The sequence below is a fragment of the Afipia sp. MLSD5-FHT05B12 genome, from assembly GCF_058793355.1.
In genome coordinates this window covers 44,977-63,855 of record NZ_JBXAFS010000017.1, presented here as the reverse complement: position 1 = coordinate 63,855, position 18,879 = coordinate 44,977, and the positions used below count along the sequence as shown (strand labels likewise).

Annotated in this window: 16 protein-coding genes and 1 tRNA gene; 7 read left to right on the top strand and 10 right to left on the bottom strand. The window is 62.5% G+C overall.

Going from position 1 to position 18,879, the window contains the following annotated elements; translation table 11 throughout:
* The first annotated feature begins 156 nt into the window (after positions 1-156).
* A tRNA-Gly gene (locus AC1Q6J_RS18620) sits at positions 157-231 on the top strand.
* 192 nt (positions 232-423) lie between these two features.
* Here the strand turns inward: AC1Q6J_RS18620 and panE are convergent.
* From panE to AC1Q6J_RS18605, 3 genes are all read right to left on the bottom strand, one after another.
* Positions 424-1,353 (bottom strand): 2-dehydropantoate 2-reductase, encoded by a 930-nt coding sequence (panE, locus tag AC1Q6J_RS18615; protein WP_492280687.1) that lies wholly within the window; start codon positions 1,351-1,353, stop codon positions 424-426.
* A gap of 161 nt (positions 1,354-1,514) precedes the next feature.
* Entirely contained in the window at positions 1,515-2,252 is a 738-nt protein-coding gene (locus AC1Q6J_RS18610) for an SDR family oxidoreductase (RefSeq protein ID WP_492280686.1), read from the bottom strand.
* 73 nt (positions 2,253-2,325) lie between these two features.
* The gene (locus AC1Q6J_RS18605) at positions 2,326-3,537 is read right to left on the bottom strand and encodes an ABC transporter substrate-binding protein (protein ID WP_492280685.1); all 1,212 of its coding nucleotides are present in this window, start codon (positions 3,535-3,537) and stop codon (positions 2,326-2,328) included.
* Positions 3,538-3,754: 217 nt separating this feature from the next.
* Here AC1Q6J_RS18605 and AC1Q6J_RS18600 point away from each other — a divergent pair, with 217 nt between their 5' ends.
* The gene (locus tag AC1Q6J_RS18600; RefSeq protein WP_492280684.1) at positions 3,755-4,252 is read left to right on the top strand and encodes a winged helix-turn-helix transcriptional regulator; all 498 of its coding nucleotides are present in this window, start codon (positions 3,755-3,757) and stop codon (positions 4,250-4,252) included.
* Positions 4,253-4,259: 7 nt separating this feature from the next.
* Here AC1Q6J_RS18600 and AC1Q6J_RS18595 read toward each other — a convergent pair whose 3' ends face one another.
* Positions 4,260-4,859, bottom strand: coding sequence for a DUF2239 family protein (locus tag AC1Q6J_RS18595; protein WP_492280683.1), 600 nt, complete (start codon positions 4,857-4,859; stop codon positions 4,260-4,262).
* A gap of 181 nt (positions 4,860-5,040) precedes the next feature.
* Here AC1Q6J_RS18595 and AC1Q6J_RS18590 point away from each other — a divergent pair, with 181 nt between their 5' ends.
* Both AC1Q6J_RS18590 and AC1Q6J_RS18585 read left to right on the top strand, forming a co-directional pair.
* Positions 5,041-5,706, top strand: a complete 666-nt coding sequence (locus tag AC1Q6J_RS18590; RefSeq protein ID WP_492280682.1) for a glutathione S-transferase family protein — start codon at positions 5,041-5,043, stop codon at positions 5,704-5,706.
* 146 nt (positions 5,707-5,852) lie between these two features.
* Positions 5,853-6,188 carry a GIY-YIG nuclease family protein gene (locus AC1Q6J_RS18585; protein ID WP_492280681.1) on the top strand — a complete coding sequence of 112 codons (336 nt, stop codon included), beginning with the start codon at positions 5,853-5,855 and terminating at the stop codon, positions 6,186-6,188.
* Between the two features lie 100 nt (positions 6,189-6,288).
* On the opposite strand, the gene ggt is transcribed toward AC1Q6J_RS18585, so the two are convergent.
* Positions 6,289-8,037 carry a gamma-glutamyltransferase gene (ggt, locus tag AC1Q6J_RS18580; protein ID WP_492280680.1) on the bottom strand — a complete coding sequence of 583 codons (1,749 nt, stop codon included), beginning with the start codon at positions 8,035-8,037 and terminating at the stop codon, positions 6,289-6,291.
* Between the two features lie 147 nt (positions 8,038-8,184).
* On the opposite strand from ggt, the gene AC1Q6J_RS18575 reads away from it, so the two are divergent.
* Complete coding sequence (locus tag AC1Q6J_RS18575; protein WP_492280679.1) at positions 8,185-9,600, top strand: MFS transporter; 1,416 nt, start codon at positions 8,185-8,187, stop codon at positions 9,598-9,600.
* On the opposite strand, the gene purH is transcribed toward AC1Q6J_RS18575, so the two are convergent.
* The 3 genes from purH to AC1Q6J_RS18560 form a co-directional block, all read right to left on the bottom strand.
* Complete coding sequence (gene purH, locus AC1Q6J_RS18570) at positions 9,597-11,189, bottom strand: bifunctional phosphoribosylaminoimidazolecarboxamide formyltransferase/IMP cyclohydrolase (protein WP_492280678.1); 1,593 nt, start codon at positions 11,187-11,189, stop codon at positions 9,597-9,599. The genes AC1Q6J_RS18575 and purH overlap by 4 nt on opposite strands.
* 151 nt (positions 11,190-11,340) lie before the next feature.
* Positions 11,341-13,095, bottom strand: a complete 1,755-nt coding sequence (locus AC1Q6J_RS18565) for a heparinase II/III family protein (protein WP_492280677.1) — start codon at positions 13,093-13,095, stop codon at positions 11,341-11,343.
* Between the two features lie 257 nt (positions 13,096-13,352).
* Positions 13,353-14,702: an RsmB/NOP family class I SAM-dependent RNA methyltransferase gene (locus AC1Q6J_RS18560; protein WP_492280676.1), complete on the bottom strand. Its 1,350-nt coding sequence runs from the start codon at positions 14,700-14,702 to the stop codon at positions 13,353-13,355.
* 252 nt (positions 14,703-14,954) lie between these two features.
* Between AC1Q6J_RS18560 and AC1Q6J_RS18555 the strand changes: the two genes are divergently transcribed.
* Positions 14,955-15,176 (top strand): DUF1674 domain-containing protein, encoded by a 222-nt coding sequence (locus tag AC1Q6J_RS18555; protein ID WP_492280675.1) that lies wholly within the window; start codon positions 14,955-14,957, stop codon positions 15,174-15,176.
* Between the two features lie 71 nt (positions 15,177-15,247).
* Positions 15,248-15,835 carry a thermonuclease family protein gene (locus tag AC1Q6J_RS18550; RefSeq protein WP_492280674.1) on the top strand — a complete coding sequence of 196 codons (588 nt, stop codon included), beginning with the start codon at positions 15,248-15,250 and terminating at the stop codon, positions 15,833-15,835.
* Between the two features lie 59 nt (positions 15,836-15,894).
* Here the strand turns inward: AC1Q6J_RS18550 and AC1Q6J_RS18545 are convergent, their stop codons facing one another.
* Both AC1Q6J_RS18545 and acs read right to left on the bottom strand, forming a co-directional pair.
* Positions 15,895-16,407 carry a L,D-transpeptidase gene (locus tag AC1Q6J_RS18545; RefSeq protein WP_492280673.1) on the bottom strand — a complete coding sequence of 171 codons (513 nt, stop codon included), beginning with the start codon at positions 16,405-16,407 and terminating at the stop codon, positions 15,895-15,897.
* A 389-nt stretch (positions 16,408-16,796) separates the two neighbouring features.
* Complete coding sequence (gene acs, locus AC1Q6J_RS18540; RefSeq protein ID WP_492280672.1) at positions 16,797-18,749, bottom strand: acetate--CoA ligase; 1,953 nt, start codon at positions 18,747-18,749, stop codon at positions 16,797-16,799.
* Positions 18,750-18,879 lie beyond the last annotated feature (130 nt).

Genomic DNA, 18,879 nt, shown 5'->3' with positions numbered 1-18,879 from the left:
GGCGATAGGCCGCAAAGGCTCGTGAAAACATCGATTTGGCCCGAAATCGCCGGAACCGGGTGTGCGGAATAAAGGATTCGCCCTGTTGCATTGCATGGCGGCATTTGGCATAGGTTTGCCCGGCGGCGCGCTTGCGCCCCGCCAATTCTCTGTGATGCGGGTGTAGCTCAGGGGTAGAGCACGACCTTGCCAAGGTCGGGGTCGAGGGTTCGAATCCCTTCGCCCGCTCCAGAAATTCTCGATTGAGAATCTTGGCCGACAGCTACGACAGGATCGTTGCCGTCGAATGACAAGCCGCCGCAAGGCGGCTTTGTCGTTTCTGGCACCCAATATCCCCCGCGGTGACGAAAAACCGATCGGACACAGAAAAGGCCGGGTTTAACCCGGCCTTCTGTTTTAGTGATCCAGGGACGCCGCGACCGCTTAGGTCAGTTGCGACTCGTAAGCCTTCAGGTGGGTGTAGACGATACGCAACAGCGGCACGTTGAGCGCGCCTTTCCTGCCGGTCTCGGCGCGATGGATCAGATCGCCGATGATCTGGTCGGCCTCGATTTTCGCATTGCTGCGGATATCGCGCAGCATCGACGCCGTCATCGGTGACCCCGGTGCGAACAGTAAGCCGCCCGTGCGTTCCAGAAACTCGGCGCGCGGGGCATAGCCTGCCGCCTCAGCCACCGAGGCGATCTCCGCGCGAAGGCCGCGGATGAACTGTTCGCCGCCCGGCGCACCGGTGATATGCCCGGCCGGCGCGCGCATCAGGGACGTCGCCCCCGCCAGCGTGGCGAGGAAAACCCACTTCTCATACATTTCCTGAACGATGACATCGCTGGCCTTGGCGTCGAACATTGCGCCCTGCAACGCCGCCTCGATGCGCGTGGCGCGGTCGCCCTTGGCCGTGCCGCGCTCGCCAAACGATATCGCGTGCATCGGTGTAAGCTGATGGATGACGCCCTGCGCATCGAGCATCGCCGCGACCTGGCATTGCCCGCCCATGACGCGGTCGATGCCGAACTTCGCATCCAGCACGTCGAGGTGCTTCATGCCGTTGAGGAATGGAATGATCGCGGTGTCGGGGCCGACGGCGGCGGCAAAAGATGCAATCGCGTCGTCGAGATCGTAGGCCTTGCAGCTCAGGATAATGACGTCGAACGGCGTCGTGATCTTTTCAGCCAGAAGGGTCGGCGGATTCTTCAGCGTGACGTCACCGACCGGGCTCTTGATGACGAGGCCGTTCTTTGCGAGCAGTTCGGCGCGCTTCGGGCGGACCAGAAACGTCACGTCGCGGCCTGCCTGCAATAATCTGCCGCCGAAGTATCCGCCAGTCGCGCCGGCACCGATGACAAGTATTCGCATGATCAGGTCCACTTCTTTCTGAGCGTTGGGCGCGATCCCGAAAAGCGGAGAACGGTTTTCGGATTGGATCATGCCCGGTCAATAAGCGCGCGATCCTTGCTTGAACGATGACGCCGGCGCAAGCAGCGCTCACGCCAGCGTGATGCTCGGCAGCTATGCGACTACCACTTCTCGCCGAACGGGCGAATCTCGAGTTCGAAGGTCCAGGCGCTGCGCGGCTGCTGGTACAGCAGCCAATAGGATTCCGCGACCGACGACGGCGGCATCAACAGGTCGGGATTGTCCAGTGCGCCCGGGCCGTTGGCCTCGATACGCCGCTGACGGACCCACTCGGTATCGACGCCGGAATCGATGATCAGGTGAGCGACGTGGATGTTTTTCGGCCCGAGCTCGCGCGCGGCCGCCTGCGCGACGGCACGCAGGCCGAATTTGGCGCTGGCAAAGGCCGCGTAGCCGGATCCGCCGCGAAGACTGGCGGTCGCCCCGGTGAAGAAGATGTTGCCCTTGCCGCGCGGCAGCATCAGGCGCGCCGCCTCGCGGCCCGCGAGGAAGCCGGAATAGCAGGCCATCTCCCAGACCTTGCGGAACACGCGTTCGGTGGTGTCGAGAATCGGGAAGTTGACGTTGGCGCCGATATTGAAAATGCAGACCTCGAGCGGCGCATGCTTGTCCGCGTCGCTGAGGAAGGAGACGATCTCGTCTTCCTTGCGTGCGTCGAGCGAGCGCGCGTGGATTTCTCCGCCCGCCGCCTCGATCTCCTTCACCAGCGGCGCGAGCTTGTCGCCGTTGCGGCGGCCGGCAAACACGGTGAAGCCCTCGGAGGCGAACTTCTTCGCGATCTCGCCGCCGATGTAGTCGCCGGCGCCGATCACCGCCACAGTTGCATTTCTTTTCGCCATGAGAGGTCTCCTTGTTCATCCGTTGCGGTGGTGATGGGGCGGGCGTTAGCGTCCATCCCGCTTCCCAAGCTGTCTATTTCGGGTCGTCATCCATGACTTCGCCGAACAACTCCCAGTTCTTCCCGTTCCAGCGCTGCAATTGCGCCTGCGTATACATCTGATTGTTCTTCGGACCCGTATTCACGACGATGCCGGGAAGCGAGAGCGGCAGCGCAAGTCCCTTGATGTTGCGGGTTTGCCTGAGAATGTTTTCCCGCGAGAGGTCGTTTCCGCACTGTTTGAGAAGCGTCTCAAGGATAATGCCCTGATGCATGCCGGCAAAGTAGTTGGAGTCGGCGATGTCGGCGCCCGGCATGTATTTCGCCATGAACGCCAGATATTGCTTCACGCCGGGATCGTTCGCCCATTTCGGATCGTCCGGATCCTTGCGATAGGTGGCGGTGACGATGCCCTTGGAGATTTCCAGGCCCGCGGGCGTGAGTACGGACGCGATCGAGGTCGAGATCAGGTTGACGAGAAATTCCGGCTTCCAGCTGATTTCGTGAACCTTGCGGATCGCCTGCGCGGCGAACTTCGGCGTGCCCGCGAACAGGAACACGGTCGCGCCCGAGCTTTTCAGCGATACGAGCTGGGAATCGATCGACGGCTGGCTGACCTCGTAGGCGGCAGTGACGACCTTGCTGTCGAATGCGCCTTTCATCTCGCTTTGAAAGCCGTGGATGAAGTCCTTACCCAAATCGTCGTTCTGATAGAGGATCGCGATTTTGGCGTCAGGGAATTTCCTGGCGACGTAGCGGGCGTAAATTCTGGATTCGGTGGCGTAGCTCGGCAGCGCCGTCGTGATGAACGGATATTCCTCGTAGTTCGTAAAGCGGGCCGCGCCCGTTACGACAAAGGCCTGCGGAACTTTTTTGCTCGCAAGATATTTGGCGATCGCCAGATTGCTTGGCGTTCCCAATGTGGCGAACATGAATGCCACCTCGTCCGATTCAACGAGTTTTCTGGTCTGTTCCACCGTCTTGGGCGGGCTGTAGGCATCGTCGAGCGCGATCAGGTTGATCTTGCGGCCGTTCACGCCGCCGCGGTCGTTGATGCTGGTCACATACGCGGTCAGTGCTTTCCCGACATTTCCGAGCGCCGACGCCGGTCCGCTGTAGGGGAATGTCGCCCCGACCTTGATCTCGGTTGCGGTCACGCCGGTCATTTCGGCGGCGGTTCCGGGCGCGTGCAGCCCGGCCAGCAGCACCGCTGCTATCGCTCCTGTAAGCGCGGTTCTCCTCAGCATCGCTCGTCTCCCTCCGGCTTTTGTTGTTGTGGCGCAAGATCGCGTGCGATCCGAGCCTCTTGCTTCAAGCAATAGAGTTCTAATATAGAACTGTCAATGGAGAGTGATGAAACGGTGAGTGCTGCAACGCACAAATATCGGGCTTTAGTTCTATCTGCGGCCGAGGTATGGTAGATATCGAATCGGAATTGACGATCGATCTCCGCGGAGCTGCGAGATGAAATGGGAATCTCTTGAGGACGAGGCCTGTTCGGTGGCGCGCACGGTGTCTGTCATCGGCGACCGCTGGACGCTGCTGATTCTGCGCGATTGCTTCCGGCGTATCCGGCGGTTCGATGAGTTTCAGTCCCGCCTCGGCATCACGCGGCATCTGCTGGCCGAGCGTCTCAAGAAACTCGTGCGCCAGGGCGTGCTTCGCCGTGTTGCCTATCAAGAGCGCCCGAAGCGTTACGAGTACATCCTGACCCAGAAGGGCTTGGACCTGCACCCGATCATGATGTCGATCGTCCACTGGGGCGACGTTCACATGGCGGATGAGCGTGGACGGCCGGTGCTTCATCAGCACAAGAATTGCGGTCACACTTTCGATCCGGTGATGACCTGCTCGGTGTGCAACGAGCCGCTGTCCGCCAAGGAAGTGCATGTGCATCCGGGACCGGGCGCGGATCGGTCAAAGGCCGCACTGCCTTCGATCGAACAGCAGATTCTCGATTGAAAGGTTGCTAGGTCACCTCGAATGCAACCGCGGCAAGCCGTTTGATGTGATCGCGCACGTCGGCGGGCCATTTGGCAATCGCAGCATCGAAGCGTTTTCGGTCGCTGGCGTAGAGTGCGCGTAGTGCATCTTCGTAGCGCGGCTGATCGCCTGCCATCGCAGTCATGAAACGATGCAGCGATTCCTGTGCCTCGCGTGCGTGATCCCTGGCCGCGTTTGCGCGCCGTGCGTCCTCGACAAGCTTGCGGATCGCGACCGAAGCACCGCCTGGTTGCTGCGATAACCATTCCCAATGCCGCGGCAGCAAGGTGACCTCACGCGCGATCACGCCAAGTTTGGGCCGGCCCGGCCCGCGCGGGGCAGTTTCCGCTGCCGTCTCATCGTCCTGAACCGGTATCCGTCGCGCGACGCGCTTCAGCACATCGGCAAGCGATCCGCGCAGATCGATTTCGGCGGGCCGGCTGGTTGCCGCATCGAAAATCACAAGCCGGGCGCCGCTGTTTTTATCGAGCGCCAGCTTGGCCTTTGTTGCGACAAGGTGAGGGTCGCCGAGACCAAGGCATCGGTTACCCTCGAAGGCGATCATAACGGCGGGAAGGGGAGGCATCGATTATCCTCGGAACGTTATGTGGCAGGCTGGTATTTATCCGGGTAAAATAGATCTGTCCATATGACCCGGGTAAAATGTCCCCCCCGGATTCGGCCTGAACCGTATCAACCGCTGTCTCGACTTTCCCTGAACAGGCTGTCACCACTGATGCCCCGCAACGAACCATGGCCGGCGCCTCATGCTGACAGTTCACCATCTGAATAATTCCCGCTCGCAACGCGTGCTCTGGCTGCTGGAAGAACTCGGGGTGCCTTATGAAATCGTCCGCTATCAGCGCCAGCCCTCGATGCTCGCGCCGAAGGAACTGCGCGCGATCCATCCGCTCGGGAAGTCGCCGGTCATCACCGACAACGGCAACACCATCGCGGAGTCCGGCGCCATCGTCGAGTACATCGTCGACACCCATGGCAACGGCCGCCTGATTCCGCCGCCGAAAACGCCGGAACGGCTGCGCTATACCTACTGGCTGCATTATGCCGAAGGCTCCGCGATGCCGCTGCTGCTTCAAAAGCTGCTGTTCACGCTGGCCCCGAGGCGTGCGCCGGCGCTGATGCGGCCGCTGCTCATGCCGATATTCGGCAAGATGCTCAACACGCTGGTCAATCCACAACTCAAGCAGCACATCGCGTTCTGGGAAGGCGAACTCGGCAAAAGCGAGTGGTTCGCGGGCAACGAGTTCACCGCCGCCGACATCCAGATGAGTTTTCCGCTGGAGGCCGCGTCGGCGCGCGCCGGTCTCGATGAGAGCTCGCCGAAGGCGTGGGCTTTTCTGCAACGGATTCACGCGCGTCCGGCCTACCAGCGTGCGCTGGAAAAGGGCGGGCCGTATCAGGTCGGACGTTAGTTCGGTCGCCCTCTCCTTTCCGGATGCCTGACAGCGGTGGATTGCCGCGTCCGCAAGGCGCGTCAATATTACCCGGGTAAAATTGACACGGACCGGGAAGTCGCCTATCGAGCGGTCTCGAAGACCACGAACGGGCGGTATTTATTATGGACGGCATGGAGAAAAGGGCGGCCCGCGCCGCGTACAAGGAGCGCAAGCAGTCGCCGGGCATCTATGCTGTCCGCTGCACGGCATCCGGGCAGGTCTGGATCGGCGGAGCGCCGAACCTCGATACCATTCAGAATCGCATCTGGTTCGGCTTGCGTCTTTGCAGCAACCCCAATCGCGATCTGCAACGAGCGTGGATCGATCATGGGGAAGGTTGCTTTGCCTTTGAGGTTCTTGAACGGCTGGAAGAGGAGGAATCTCCCTATGTCAGGGATTCTCTCTTGAAAGAGCGCACTTCTCACTGGCGCATCGTGTTGGGCGGGGCATCCGTCTAGCCGCGGTTCAAACACCACATCCGACGTGCCCATCATCACGCCCCGGTTGGCGACATGCGGCCAGCCAGACGCAAATGAGGAAAGCGCCACTGAATGCCGTTTAGTAGCCGGCGGCTTCCGCTCCGCGCGTGCGAGGGTCGGGTGCGCCGAGCAGGCCATCGGGCGTGACGGCAATGGAGTTGGCAGAGGTCTGCCCGAGCGGCTCGATCACGCGGTGTCCGCGCTCACGCAATGCAGCAAGCGTCGCCTCGGGAAATCCATGCTCGACGCGAACCTCGTCCGGCAGCCACTGATGATGCAGCCGCGGCGCCGACACCGCCGCGGCGACGTTCATGTCGAAGTCGATTGTATTGAGCACCACCTGAAGCACCGCCGAGATGATCCGGCTGCCGCCGGGCGAGCCTGTCACCAGCACCGGCTTGCCGTCTTTCAGGACGATGGTGGGCGACATCGACGACAGCGGCCGCTTGCCCGGGCCGGGCAGGTTCGCCTCAAAGCCGACAAGGCCGTAGGCATTCGATGCGCCGGGCGCCGCGGTGAAATCATCGAGCTCGTTGTTGAGCAGGACGCCAGTGCCGTCCGCGACGAGGCCAAGACCGTAGCTGAAATTCAGCGTGTAGGTGTTGCTGACGGCGTTGCCGGATTTGTCGACCACCGAATAGTGAGTGGTGTTGCTGCCCTCGCGCGGCGCGGCCGCTGCCGCTTCGCTCCAGGGCGTCGCCTTCGCAAGGTCGATGGTGGCGCGCCGTTTGGCGGCATAATCTTTCCCGATCAGCTGGAATGTCGGCGCATTGACGAAAGCAGGATCGCCGAGATAGCGTGCGCGGTCGGCATAGGCGCGCTTCATCGCCTCGATGGTGACGTGCAGGGCATCGACAGAGCCCGCGCCCATCTCGCGCAGCTTGTAGCCTTCGAGGATGTTCAGCGTTTCGATCAGCACTGTTCCGCCGGATGAGGGCAGCGGCATTGATACGATATCCAAGCCGCGATAGGTGCCACGCATCGGCGTGCGGACGACCGGCTGATACGCTTTGAGATCCTCGCGCGTAATGATGCCGCCCGCGCCGCGAATTCCGGCGACAAGTTTTTCGGCGACAGGGCCGTCGTAGAATCCCGTCGGTCCATGCGCGGAAATTTCTTCCAGCGTGGTCGCGAGATCGCTTTGCATCAAACGGTCGCCCGGTTGTAGCGACGTGCCGTCGGGGCGCGAAAAAATCTTCACGCTCGACGGCCATTTCGCCAGCCGCCGATGCCAGTCCGGCAGCGTGTCGGCGGTATCGTCCGTGATCACGAAGCCGTCGCGCGCCAGCGAAATCGCGGGCGCGAGCATATCCGCGAGTTTGAATTTTCCGGAGCCGTATTTTTCCAGCGCCAGCGCAAGGCCGGCGACCGTACCGGGGACGCCAATGCCGAGCGCCTGATCGCGCGACTTCCTGGTGTCCGGTTTGCCGTCGTCGCCCAGAAACATGTCGCGCGTGGCGGCGGCCGGGGCGCTTTCGCGATAGTCGATGGCGACATCTTCGTTGCTGCTTGCCAGATGAATCATCATGAAGCCGCCGCCGCCGAGATTGCCCGCGCGCGGATAGGTGACCGCCATGGCGAAGCCGGTGGCGACAGCGGCATCGACCGCGTTGCCGCCGCGCGCCAGAACATCGCGCCCGATAGCGGCCGCGATGCGCTCCTGTGCGACGACCATGCCGTTTTTCGCGGCAACCGGACGAACAGCTTCGAGCGCGGGCGGCGCATAGTATCCATGCCGCGAGTCCTGCGCGAACAACGGCAGCGTATGCGACAGGCCGATGACGCCGAGAGCAAGGGCGAGTACGCGGCGTTTGGTAAACAGGGCCATAAGCTTCTCCGGCAAACCGCGTCCATACGAGGCAAACTTCGGATTCAGGACACCAGGTAAAAACGCGGTGGCAATTGAACCGTCGCACTATATGGTTTTGCGGCGACGGCGGACAATGTCCGCGTTGATTCGGCAGGAAATTCGATCATGTCTCAAGCTGTTCCGGCGCATGACAGTCACGCAAACGTGTCGCCGCGGACTTATCCGCCGCGCTCGGCGGTTTTCGGCTGGATTTTGTTCGACTGGGCCGCGCAGCCTTACTTCACCCTGATCACCACATTCGTGTTCGCGCCCTACTTTGCCTCGCGCGTCGCCTCCGATCCGGTCTCGGGACAGGCGAGCTGGGGATATGCAACCGCAGCGGCGGGCCTCGTCATTGCCATGCTGTCGCCGGTACTCGGCGCAATTGCGGATGCCGGCGGCCGCCGCAAGCCGTGGATCGCGGCGTTCGGCGCGCTGCTTGTGATCGGTTCGTCGCTGATGTGGATCGGAAAACCAGGCGATCCATCGATCATCCTGCCGCTGCTGATTGCTTACGGGATCGCGACCATCGGCGTCGAGTTCGCAACGGTCTTCAACAACGCGATGATGCCGACACTGGTGCCGCCGGAACGGATTGGGCGGCTGTCAGGCACTGGATGGGCTACCGGCTATATCGGCGGAATTCTCAGTTTGGTTCTCGTACTCGGCTTCTTGGCGGCGAATCCGGTCACGGGCAAAACGCTGTTCGGCCTCACGCCGATCTTCGGTCTCGATCCTGCGACGTTTCAGGGTGACAGACTCACCGGGCCGCTGACGGCGGTATGGTTCATGATCTTCGTGTTGCCGATGTTTCTGTTCACGCCCGATCATGCGGCGAAGACGCCGGCGCGCGGTGCGGTGCGCGAAGGCCTGCGCGAACTGCGTGAGACACTGGCGCGATTGCCGAAAACACCGTCCATGCTGGCGTTTCTGATCGCCAACATGATCTACATGGATGGCCTCGTGTCGTTGTTCGCGTTCGGCGGCATCTACGCCGCAGGCACCTTCGGCTGGAACACGATCCAGATCGGCACCTTCGGCATTCTGCTGGCGATCTCCGGCACCATCGGTGCGTGGCTTGGAGGCCGGCTCGATGACAGGCTCGGACCGAAAACCGTCGTCGCGGGCAGCCTGGTCATTCTTCTGGGAGCGCTTGCCGCGATTCTGCTGATTGATCGCGATGCGATCTTCTTTATCCCGGTCACGCCGCCGGTGCCCAACGGTCCGCTCTTTGCTGCTCCCGCGGAGAAGGCATATCTCGCGCTCGGGTTTCTGATCGGCCTTGCCGCGGGTCCGATGCAGGCAGCCTCGCGCACCATGCTGATCAGGCTCGCTCCGAAGGATCGCATCACGCAATGCTTCGGACTGTTTGCCCTGACGGGAAAAGTCACATCGTTCTTTGGGCCGCTGCTGATCGGAATCGTGACGGATGTAGCCGACAGCCAGAAGGCCGGAATGGCCGTTCTGGTGCTGTTTTTCGTGAGCGGTCTGGCTCTTCTGATGCGGGTGAAGGCCCAGTCGGTTCGCGCGCTTCCGGCCTAGTGCTTGAAGTGCCGCGTGCCGGTGAAGACCATGGCGATACCATGGGCATCGGCGGCCTCGATCACCTCGTTGTCGCGCATCGAGCCGCCCGGCTGAACCACGGCCGTCGCACCGGCCTCGATTGCCACCAGCAAGCCGTCGGCGAACGGGAAGAACGCGTCGGACGCCACCACCGAGCCCTTGGTCATCGGCGCGGCCAATCCCAATTCCTTCGCGGCATCCTCAGCCTTGCGGGCTGCGATGCGCGCCGAATCCACCCGGCTCATCTGTCCCGCGCCGATGCCGACGGTCGCGAGATCCTTCGCGTAAATAATCGTGTTCGACTTGACATGCTTGGCGACCCGGAAGGCGAAGCGCAGATCGTTCAGCTCGGCGTCGGTTGGCGCTCGCTTGGTGACGGTCTTGAAGGTCATGTCATCAACCACCGCGTTGTCGCGGGTCTGAACCAGAAGACCACCCGCGACCGTCTTGGTGGTCAATCCCGCCGCGCGCGGATCGGGCAGGCCGCCAGCCAGCAGCAGACGCAGGTTCTTCCGCTTGCCGATGATGGCGATGGCTTCTTCGGTGGCGTCGGGCGCGATGATGACCTCGGTGAAGATTCCTGCGACGGCATTGGCTGCGTCGGCATCAAGCCTGCGGTTGAATGCGATGATCCCGCCGTAGGCCGAGGTTGAGTCACAAGCCAGCGCCTTGCGATAAGCTTCGGCGAGATCCTTGCCCTCCGCGACGCCGCACGGATTGGCGTGCTTGACGATGACGCAGGCCGCGGTGCGCTTCGCGTCGAACTCACCAATAGCCTCATAGGCAGCGTCGGTGTCGTTGATGTTGTTGTAGGACAGCTCCTTGCCCTGCAACTGGCGCGCGGTGGCGACGCCGAAGCGGCGATCGGGGGTTTTGTAGAATGACGCCTGCTGATGCGGGTTCTCGCCGTAGCGCAGCGCCTGGATCAGCTTGCCGCCGAAAGCGCGGAAGTCAGGTGCCTCGATCCTGAGCTGATCGGCGAACCAGTTCGAGATCGCTGCGTCATAGGCTGCGGTTCGTGCGTAGGCTTTCTGCGCGAGCTTTTTACGCAGGGTGAGCGTGGTCGCACCCTTGTTGGCGCTGAGTTCATCCAGCACCGCCTTATAGTCGGACACTTCGACGACAACGGCGACATCATGATGGTTTTTCGCCGCGGCGCGAATCATTGCCGGACCGCCGATGTCGATGTTTTCGATGCAATCGTCCTCGGAGGCACCTTTGTCCACCGTCGCTTCGAACGGATAGAGGTTGACCACCAGAAGATCGATCGGCGCGATGCCGTGGTCCTTCATGCTGCGGGCGTGATCGGCATTGTCGCGGATCGCGAGCAATCCGCCGTGGACGTTCGGATGCAGTGTCTTGACCCGCCCATCCATCATCTCGGGGAAACCCGTCAGGTCCGACACGTCCCGCACCTTGAGGCCGGCATCCGCAATGGCCTTGGCGGTGCCGCCGGTGGAGACGAGTTCGATCCCGTGACCGGCGAGCGCCCGGGCGAATTCGATCAGGCCGGATTTGTCGGAAACGGAGAGAAGTGCGCGCGCAACGCGGCGCGGGTGGTCAGCCATAAGGTGCGTCCTGGTTCGGATAGATGTTGTCCGCCGGGTAGCATGGTTTGCTGTCCGGCAAAACCTCCAATCCACGCACTTTTCGCAACGATTCTGCCGCTTTTACGTAACGTCCCGGCCCCGCCGAGACGACGTCACAGGGTTGGCGATCCTAGAGCGGCAATTCCGGCTCGCGTCTGGCGTCGCGGCGGGCATTGGTCACCGTGGCTGAGGCAGATGAGCGGGTGAAGCTCCAGCGGACGGTTGGCGAGTCCTTCCGGTTCTGGCGAATCACGATCTGGGCGGTGCGGCGCGGCCCGTCGGAGCCCGCCAGGAACACGCTGTCTTCAAGGTCGACCTTGTCGTTGACCGCCTCGAACGTCCACACGTCGCGGTTGGGTAAAACGAGCATCACGCCGCGGGCATCGGAAAGGCGGCTGGCCTTCACCGCCGGATGCAGATGAAACCGCAGCACGTAATCGTCGGGCTTGTTGCGTGTCGAGGAGCCGGATGCATTCAGCAGGGTGTCCTCGCCCTCGAGCCGGCTGCCGTCGTTGGACAGCGTCAGGCTGCGTTGATGTACAACGCCGAATTGACGCGCGTAAGCGTCATGAGACGTCGTCAATACAATCCCGTCATTGGCCGCCTCGCGAAACACGCCGACATTGGAAGGTCCGCTGACGATCGGTGCGCCTTGCAGCATCCGCTTCATCGCGGGCAATTCAATGAACTGGCACGACGAGGTCTCGTGACAGATCAGCGTCGAATGTGCCGCCGTCGAACGCGCGAAGGCGCGCCAGTTGTCGCGGCCGGTTGAGGGAATGCCGCAGTTGACGACGATGCGCCCGGTGCCGGACGACAGCTCGAACGACAGGCAGCCCGCATGGGCGTCGCGGCTCACCGCGGGCGGCGGCGGCGCGCCGGTGTCCATGATGACGGCGGTATTGCCGGCATCGAGGCGCTGGAAGCCCGAATGCGGCATGTTCGACATCGGAATGCCGTGGGTGTCGTCGTAGGCGAGCAATGTCGCGAGCAGGCCGGACGGCGCGCTGCTCATGCCGTTGAACAAAGCAAAACTGCCGTCGCCGTGCCGGAAGAAACGCAGCATCGGCATCATGCGGTCGATGGCGTTCAGCAATGCCGGCGGCGGGGCAATGTTGCGGGCGGCGAAAGTCTGGCGCAGCGGCAAGAGATCGGGCAGCAGTTCGATCAGCGCGCCGGGGTTACGTGAAATATGCCCGCCGTCGGGCAACAATTGCCGCTGCAATTCTTCCGACAGTTTGCGCGACGATGTGCGGATGTGCTTGGCCTGGTTGGCGAGACACAGCGACGCGTAACACAGCGCGATCAGCACCTGCAGGCGTGGCACGCCGTCCGGGATATCGACCATGGTGTAGCGCAGATAGCGAATCTCGCGGGTGAGACTGCGCAGGAAGCGGCGATAGAATTTTCCGTCGGCGTCGTTCAGCACCAGGGGCGCTTGCGACAGCAGCGAGATCACCCGCCGCGCCAGCACATCGGCGCGCCAGCCTACGCCGCGCTTGCGGATCGGCTTTGAAATCCAGTCGTCGATCAGGGCGCGGGCATTGGCGCGGGTGATGGCGGAATCCGCGGCGCGCAGATGGCGCAGCCAGCCGAATCCAAGCAGGTTGGCTTCCCAGTCTTCCGACGGCGGGTCGAGTTCGAAAATCGATCGGCCGTGCGACGTGACGATCTTTCCTGCGAAGACGAAACGCCCGGCGTAGATTTCGGAGGCGCGGGTGGCGTCGACGGTGCGAAGATCATTCGGCGCGATCAGCAGGCGATCGGTGCGGCCAGGCCAGAAGCGCGACAGTGCAACCGACTTGCCGCTGGCGCGTGCGAGTACGTTCCGCGCCGCGCGGCCAAGCAAAAGAGACGAGATGCGTCGTCGGTAAGCGACAGCCACGTGCGCCCTTGTCCTGAATCACGCCGGTCGCCCGATTAAAGGCCGCTGCCGAACGTGACCGTTCCCCACAAACGGAGCATTCCTCCCCGAAACTCACGCCGGCGATGAACACGCCATACCGTGAGGGAATCTCCGCGACTCTTTGTAGTCCGGAAATGCCTGTAAGGCACCCCCGGTGCAACCCCGGGATGCCCATTGACCCAGGCATGTGGATCAAGGCCGGTTTGCCGCGAATCAGATGCGGGTCAGGATTTGAATCAGGACTTGATGAGACGGGCTGCGTAGAAGCCGTCGAGGCCGCCGAGCCGCGAATCGGCATGGGCGAGATGCGAGGGCAGGGTGCGGATGTCGCCGTCCGCCGTAAGAATTTCGTCCAGTCCCGCCACTTCATCCCGCTCGACCGGCGCACGGCGCAGGCTTGATCCGGCTGCAAGGACGCTTGCGACGGCCTGTTCGCCTTCCTCGGGCTCAAGCGAACAGGTGCAATAAACCAGAGTTCCACCGGGCTTCAGCAGCGTGACCGCCTTTTGCAGCATGCGTTTTTGCACGGCGGCGAGCGCGCCGATGTCGGCTTCCTGTTTCAGCCATGCGACATCGGGATGACGCCGGATCGTCCCGGTCGCGGCGCAGGGCGCATCGATCAGCACGCCGTCGAACAGCTCGCCTGCCGGCGGCTGCCATTCGATCGCGTCCGCCACCGCGGTACCGGCCTCGAGGGAGAGCCGCGACAGATTCTCGCGCAGGCGCGCAATTCGGTTGGGCGACCGGTCGACCGCTGTGACCCGCGCGCCGGCATGGACCAGTTGCGCGGTCTTGCCGCCGGGCGCCGCGCACAGATCGGCGATGGTCTTGTCTTTAACGTCACCGAACAGCCGGGCCGGCAAGGCGGCAGCGGCATCCTGCACCCACCACTGGCCTTCGTTGAAACCGGGAAGCATGGTGACCGACCCATGCAGCAGCGTGCGCACGGTGCCGGTGGCCAGCGTCTCGCCATGCAGCCGCGTCGCCCAGCCGCCGGGATCGGATTTAACCGTGAGATCCAGCGCCGGTTCGACGCTGATGGCGGCAGCCATCGCGCGCGTCGTATCCTCGCCATAGGTTGCGATCCAGCGTGCGATCAGCCAGGGCGGCAGATCGAGCATCTGCGATTTGACTTCGTCGATCAGCGGCTGGCCTTCGCGCGCGCAGCGCCGCAGCACGGCGTTGACGAGGCCGGCATATTTCGCGGCGCGCCGGTCCGCCTGCACGAGTCGCACCGACAGATCGACGGCGGCGTGATCGGGAACATCCATCCACAGGATTTGCGTTGCGCCGATCAGCAATGCGCTCTGCACGCGCGGCGCATCGCTGGGGATACCGCGATCGAGCAGCCGCGAGAGGATGTGGCCAAGCGTGCCGAGCCGCCGCAGAATCGTTGCAACCAGCCGGCGCATCAGTGCGCGGTCACGATCGGCCAGCGTCTTCAATCCGGGATGGGCACCGGGGCCATCGAGCTGATCGTCGAGCATACGATGCTTGTGCAGCACACCGTCGAGAATATCGGCTGCGATCCTGCGCGCTGCGAGGCCGGGCACCTCGGTGGGCGGGACAAATCTCGAAGGCTTCATGCGTGAAAAAACATTCGCTGGCAGGAGGAACGCGACAAACGCCGCACCGGAGGTTATGTCGTGGCATCGGAATATGCCAAATGTAAGAATTGGTCCGTCTCTGAATCGTCTTGTCTGAAACATCCTGGGATAATGTGAGCTGGCTCACGGACAGGCCGCACAGCTGCGTCAGACTGCATCGGCCGCAGGGTCTTGATCGGATGCGTTGTCGGTTTAGATTGATTTCGGCCCTGACCACCGGGAGTGTCAGCCATGACCCATGATCCAATTCGTTCCGAACCTGTTGCTGCCGATCCGGTCGCTCCGCGTAAACCGTTGTCCCCACAGGCGCAGCGGGCACTCGCGGAAGCCGAGGAGCGGCGAACCAGGGCGCAGGACAGCAGCCCTCGCGCGAAAGAGGTTCAGGGCCCCAAGGGGCTGGAGCCGACCCGATACGGGGACTGGGAACACAAGGGACTTTGTTCGGATTTCTGACCGTAAGCAGGATTACGGATGCGCCGGTTCCGCTCTTGCGGACGAGGGTCTTTTGATCCTATTCTAGGCATATGTTCCTAGATCGATCGTTTCATCGAGCATCCCGGCATCCGCTCCACGGTTCACCGCCCTGGCTGCTTGGCTTGATCTTTGTCACCGGGATTGCGGCTGGAACCGTGATTCCCGTGCGAGACCATTTGCCATGGCACAGAGCGTCCACCGCGTCCGTGAATTCACCTGCGCCGAGTCCGGCGCCGCCGCCGGTGCCCTGGAGCCGTAACGGCAGTCCCGGCATGCGTCATTTCGTCGACGTGGTGCGCGTGATCGACGGCGACACGTTCGAGGCGCGAGTCCATCTGTGGCCGGGGCTGGAGATGATGACACGCGTCCGGCTTCGCGGCATCGATGCGCCGGAGATGAAGGGCGCGTGCGCCGAAGAATTCCGGATGGCGGAAGCGTCCAGCGAAGCGCTTCGCACGCTGCTCGCCGACGGCGATATTACGATCTTCAATATCGGCCCCGACAAGTACAACGGCCGCGTTGTCGCCGACGCCGCCACGCGGCGAACGCCAAGCGTGTCGGGAGCGTTGCTCACTTCAGGCCATGCGCGGCAATATCAGGGCGGCAAGCGCGGCGGCTGGTGCGCAGCGGCGAAATGACAGCAACAAAAAAGCCGCGTCATAACGCGGCTTTTTTGCATTTGTTGAAAACGAAAATCTCAGCGCGAGGTCACCACCACCGGCGTGCCGACCTCGACGCGCTCGAACAGATCGCTGATGTCCTGATTGTACATCCGCACGCAGCCGTAAGAGACATAACCGCCGACGGAGTTCGGACGATTGGTGCCGTGGATCGCGTATTCACCGCCGGCCAGCGTCATGGCGGCGACGCCCATCGGGTTCGACGGTGAGCCGCCGGGAATGACGTCCGGAATGCTCGGGTTGTCGCGCTTCACGTCCGCGGGCGGCGACCATGCCGGCTGACGATACTTTCCATCGATGCGGGTGGCGCCGGCCCACTGTTTGCCGGCCTTGCCGACGCCGACCGGATAGCGCAGCGCGCGTCCTTCACCAAGCACCAGATAGAGTTTGCGCTCGTTGGTCTTCACCACGATGGTGCCCGGCGCGTAGCCGTTGGGAGAAGCCACCACCGACGGTGCGGCTTGGGCCACAGTTCCTGACAGGCCGAAGGCCATGGCGACGGTGAGAGCCACCGCGAGTTGACGCAGCATTACAACCTCCAAAACACTTCCGAACGGCGCAGGCATCCGGGCATGGCCTCGGAACCCTCATGGAATTCGCCAGCTTGGGGCAGAGGCTTCAACAGGCGGTTTCCACGAACCCCACCGGCGGAACGAACGCGGCCTTAAGAAGAAAATTCCGGCGGCAAAGTAAATGCCCGGGAAACAACACCTGCACCCAAAGGCGCTGGGGACGGGTGACATTTTTGTGAGCGCGGCTTTTGATCGCCCAGCCAAGGGGGAAAGTCTCGCCCGCCGGTGACGGCGCCAGGAGTGCGGACGCGCCATGGCGCGCATGGGACGAAAAATTCGAGGCCGGCCCTGCGCGCCAGGAACGGCCTCGAATCAAATCATCGTCAAACGCGATACTCGCTGGCGGATCAGGCGCTGGCCTTCTTGTTCTGCCGATTGTGTACGAGATCATCGACCACCATCGGATCGGCCAGTGTCGAGGTGTCGCCGAGCGCGCCGGATTCATCTTCGGCGATCTTGCGCAGGATGCGGCGCATGATCTTGCCCGAGCGTGTTTTCGGCAGGCCCGGTGCGAACTGGATCAGGTCCGGCGATGCGATCGGTCCGATGTCCTTGCGCACCCATGCCACCAGCTCCTTGCGCAGCGTCTCGGTGGGCTCGACGCCTCTCATCAGCGTCACATAAGCGTAGATGCCCTGACCCTTGATGTCGTGCGGATAGCCGACAACGGCGGCTTCCGACACCGCGTCATGCGCGACCAGCGAGCTTTCGACTTCCGCCGTACCCATGCGGTGACCCGACACGTTGATGACGTCGTCGACGCGGCCGGTGATCCAGTAATAGCCGTCGGCATCGCGGCGGCAGCCGTCACCGGTGAAGTATTTGTTCTTGTAGGTCGAGAAGTAGGTCTGCTCGAAGCGCGCATGATCGCCGTAGACCGTGCGCATCTGGCCGGGCCACGACTTCGCGATGCAGAGATTGCCTTGCGCTTCGCCCTCGAGAACCTTGCCGTCGGCATCGACGATTTCCGGCACCACGCCGAAGAACGGCTTGGTCGCCGAACCCGGCTTCTGCGCGATGGCGCCCGGCAGCGGCGTGATCAGGATGCCGCCGGTCTCGGTCTGCCACCAGGTATCGACGATCGGACAGCGCGAGTTGCCGACCACGCGATAGTACCACTCCCACGCTTCCGGATTGATCGGCTCGCCCACCGAACCCAGCAGCCGCAAGCTTGCGCGCGAAGTCTTCTTCACCGGATCGTCGCCGGATTGCATCAATGCGCGGATTGCCGTCGGGGCGGTGTAGAAGATGTTGACCTTGTGCTTGTCGATGACATTCCAGAACCGGGAGTTGTCCGGATAGTTCGGAACGCCTTCGAACATCAGCGTGGTCGCGCCGTTGGCGAGCGGCCCGTAGAGGATGTAGCTGTGGCCGGTCACCCAGCCGACGTCGGCGGTACACCAGTAGATGTCGCCCTCGTGATAATCGAAGACGTATTGATGCGTCATCGATGCGAATGTGAGATAGCCGCCGGTGGTGTGCAGCACGCCCTTGGGCTGGCCGGTGGAACCCGATGTGTAGAGAATGAACAGCGGGTCTTCCGCGTTCATCGGCTCCACCGGACAATCGCTATCGACCATCGCAGCGGCTTCATGGTGCCAGACGTCGCGCACCGGATCCATATCGACCTTGCCGCCGGTGCGTTTCACGACGACGACCCAGTCGACGCCGCCGACCTTTGCGATGGCCTCGTCGAGGTTGGCCTTGAGCGGCACCTTCTTGCCGCCGCGCAAACCTTCGTCAGCGGTAATCACGACGTTGGATTTGCAGTCCTTGATACGCTGCGCGAGCGAGTCGGGCGAAAATCCGCCAAAGACAACCGAGTGGATCGCGCCGATCCGCGCGCAGGCCAGCATGGCGTAGGCCGCTTCCGGAATCATCGGCAGATAGATGGTGACACGGTCACCTTTCTTGACATTCCGCAGCCGCAGGATGTTCGCCATCTTGCAGACTTCGTCGTGCAGCTCACGATAGGTGATTTTCCTGGATTCAGACGGATCGTCGCCTTCCCAGATGATCGCGGTCTGGTCGCCGCGTGTCTCGAGATGGCGGTCGATGCAATTCCATGCGGCGTTCAGCACGCCGTCCTCGAACCATTTGATCGAGATATTGCCCGGCGCGAACGAGACGTTTTCGACCTTGGTGAAAGGCTCGATCCAGCCGAGGCGCTTCGAGGCTTCGTCAGCCCAGAAGCCGTTCGGGTCTTTCACCGAGCGCGCATACATCTCCCGGTACTTGGCGTCGTCGACAAAGGCGCGCTTCGCCCATTCCGGGGATACATCATAAATTTTCTCGGACATGATTTCCTCGTTCCCTCCAGGCCTGCGCCGGCGTCACGACATGCGCGCGGCTTGTTCTTGTTTTTTATATTATGCGCCTGTGCATACATCAGCGACAAGCCGCGGCAACTAGGACTTTTGTCGGACCTCC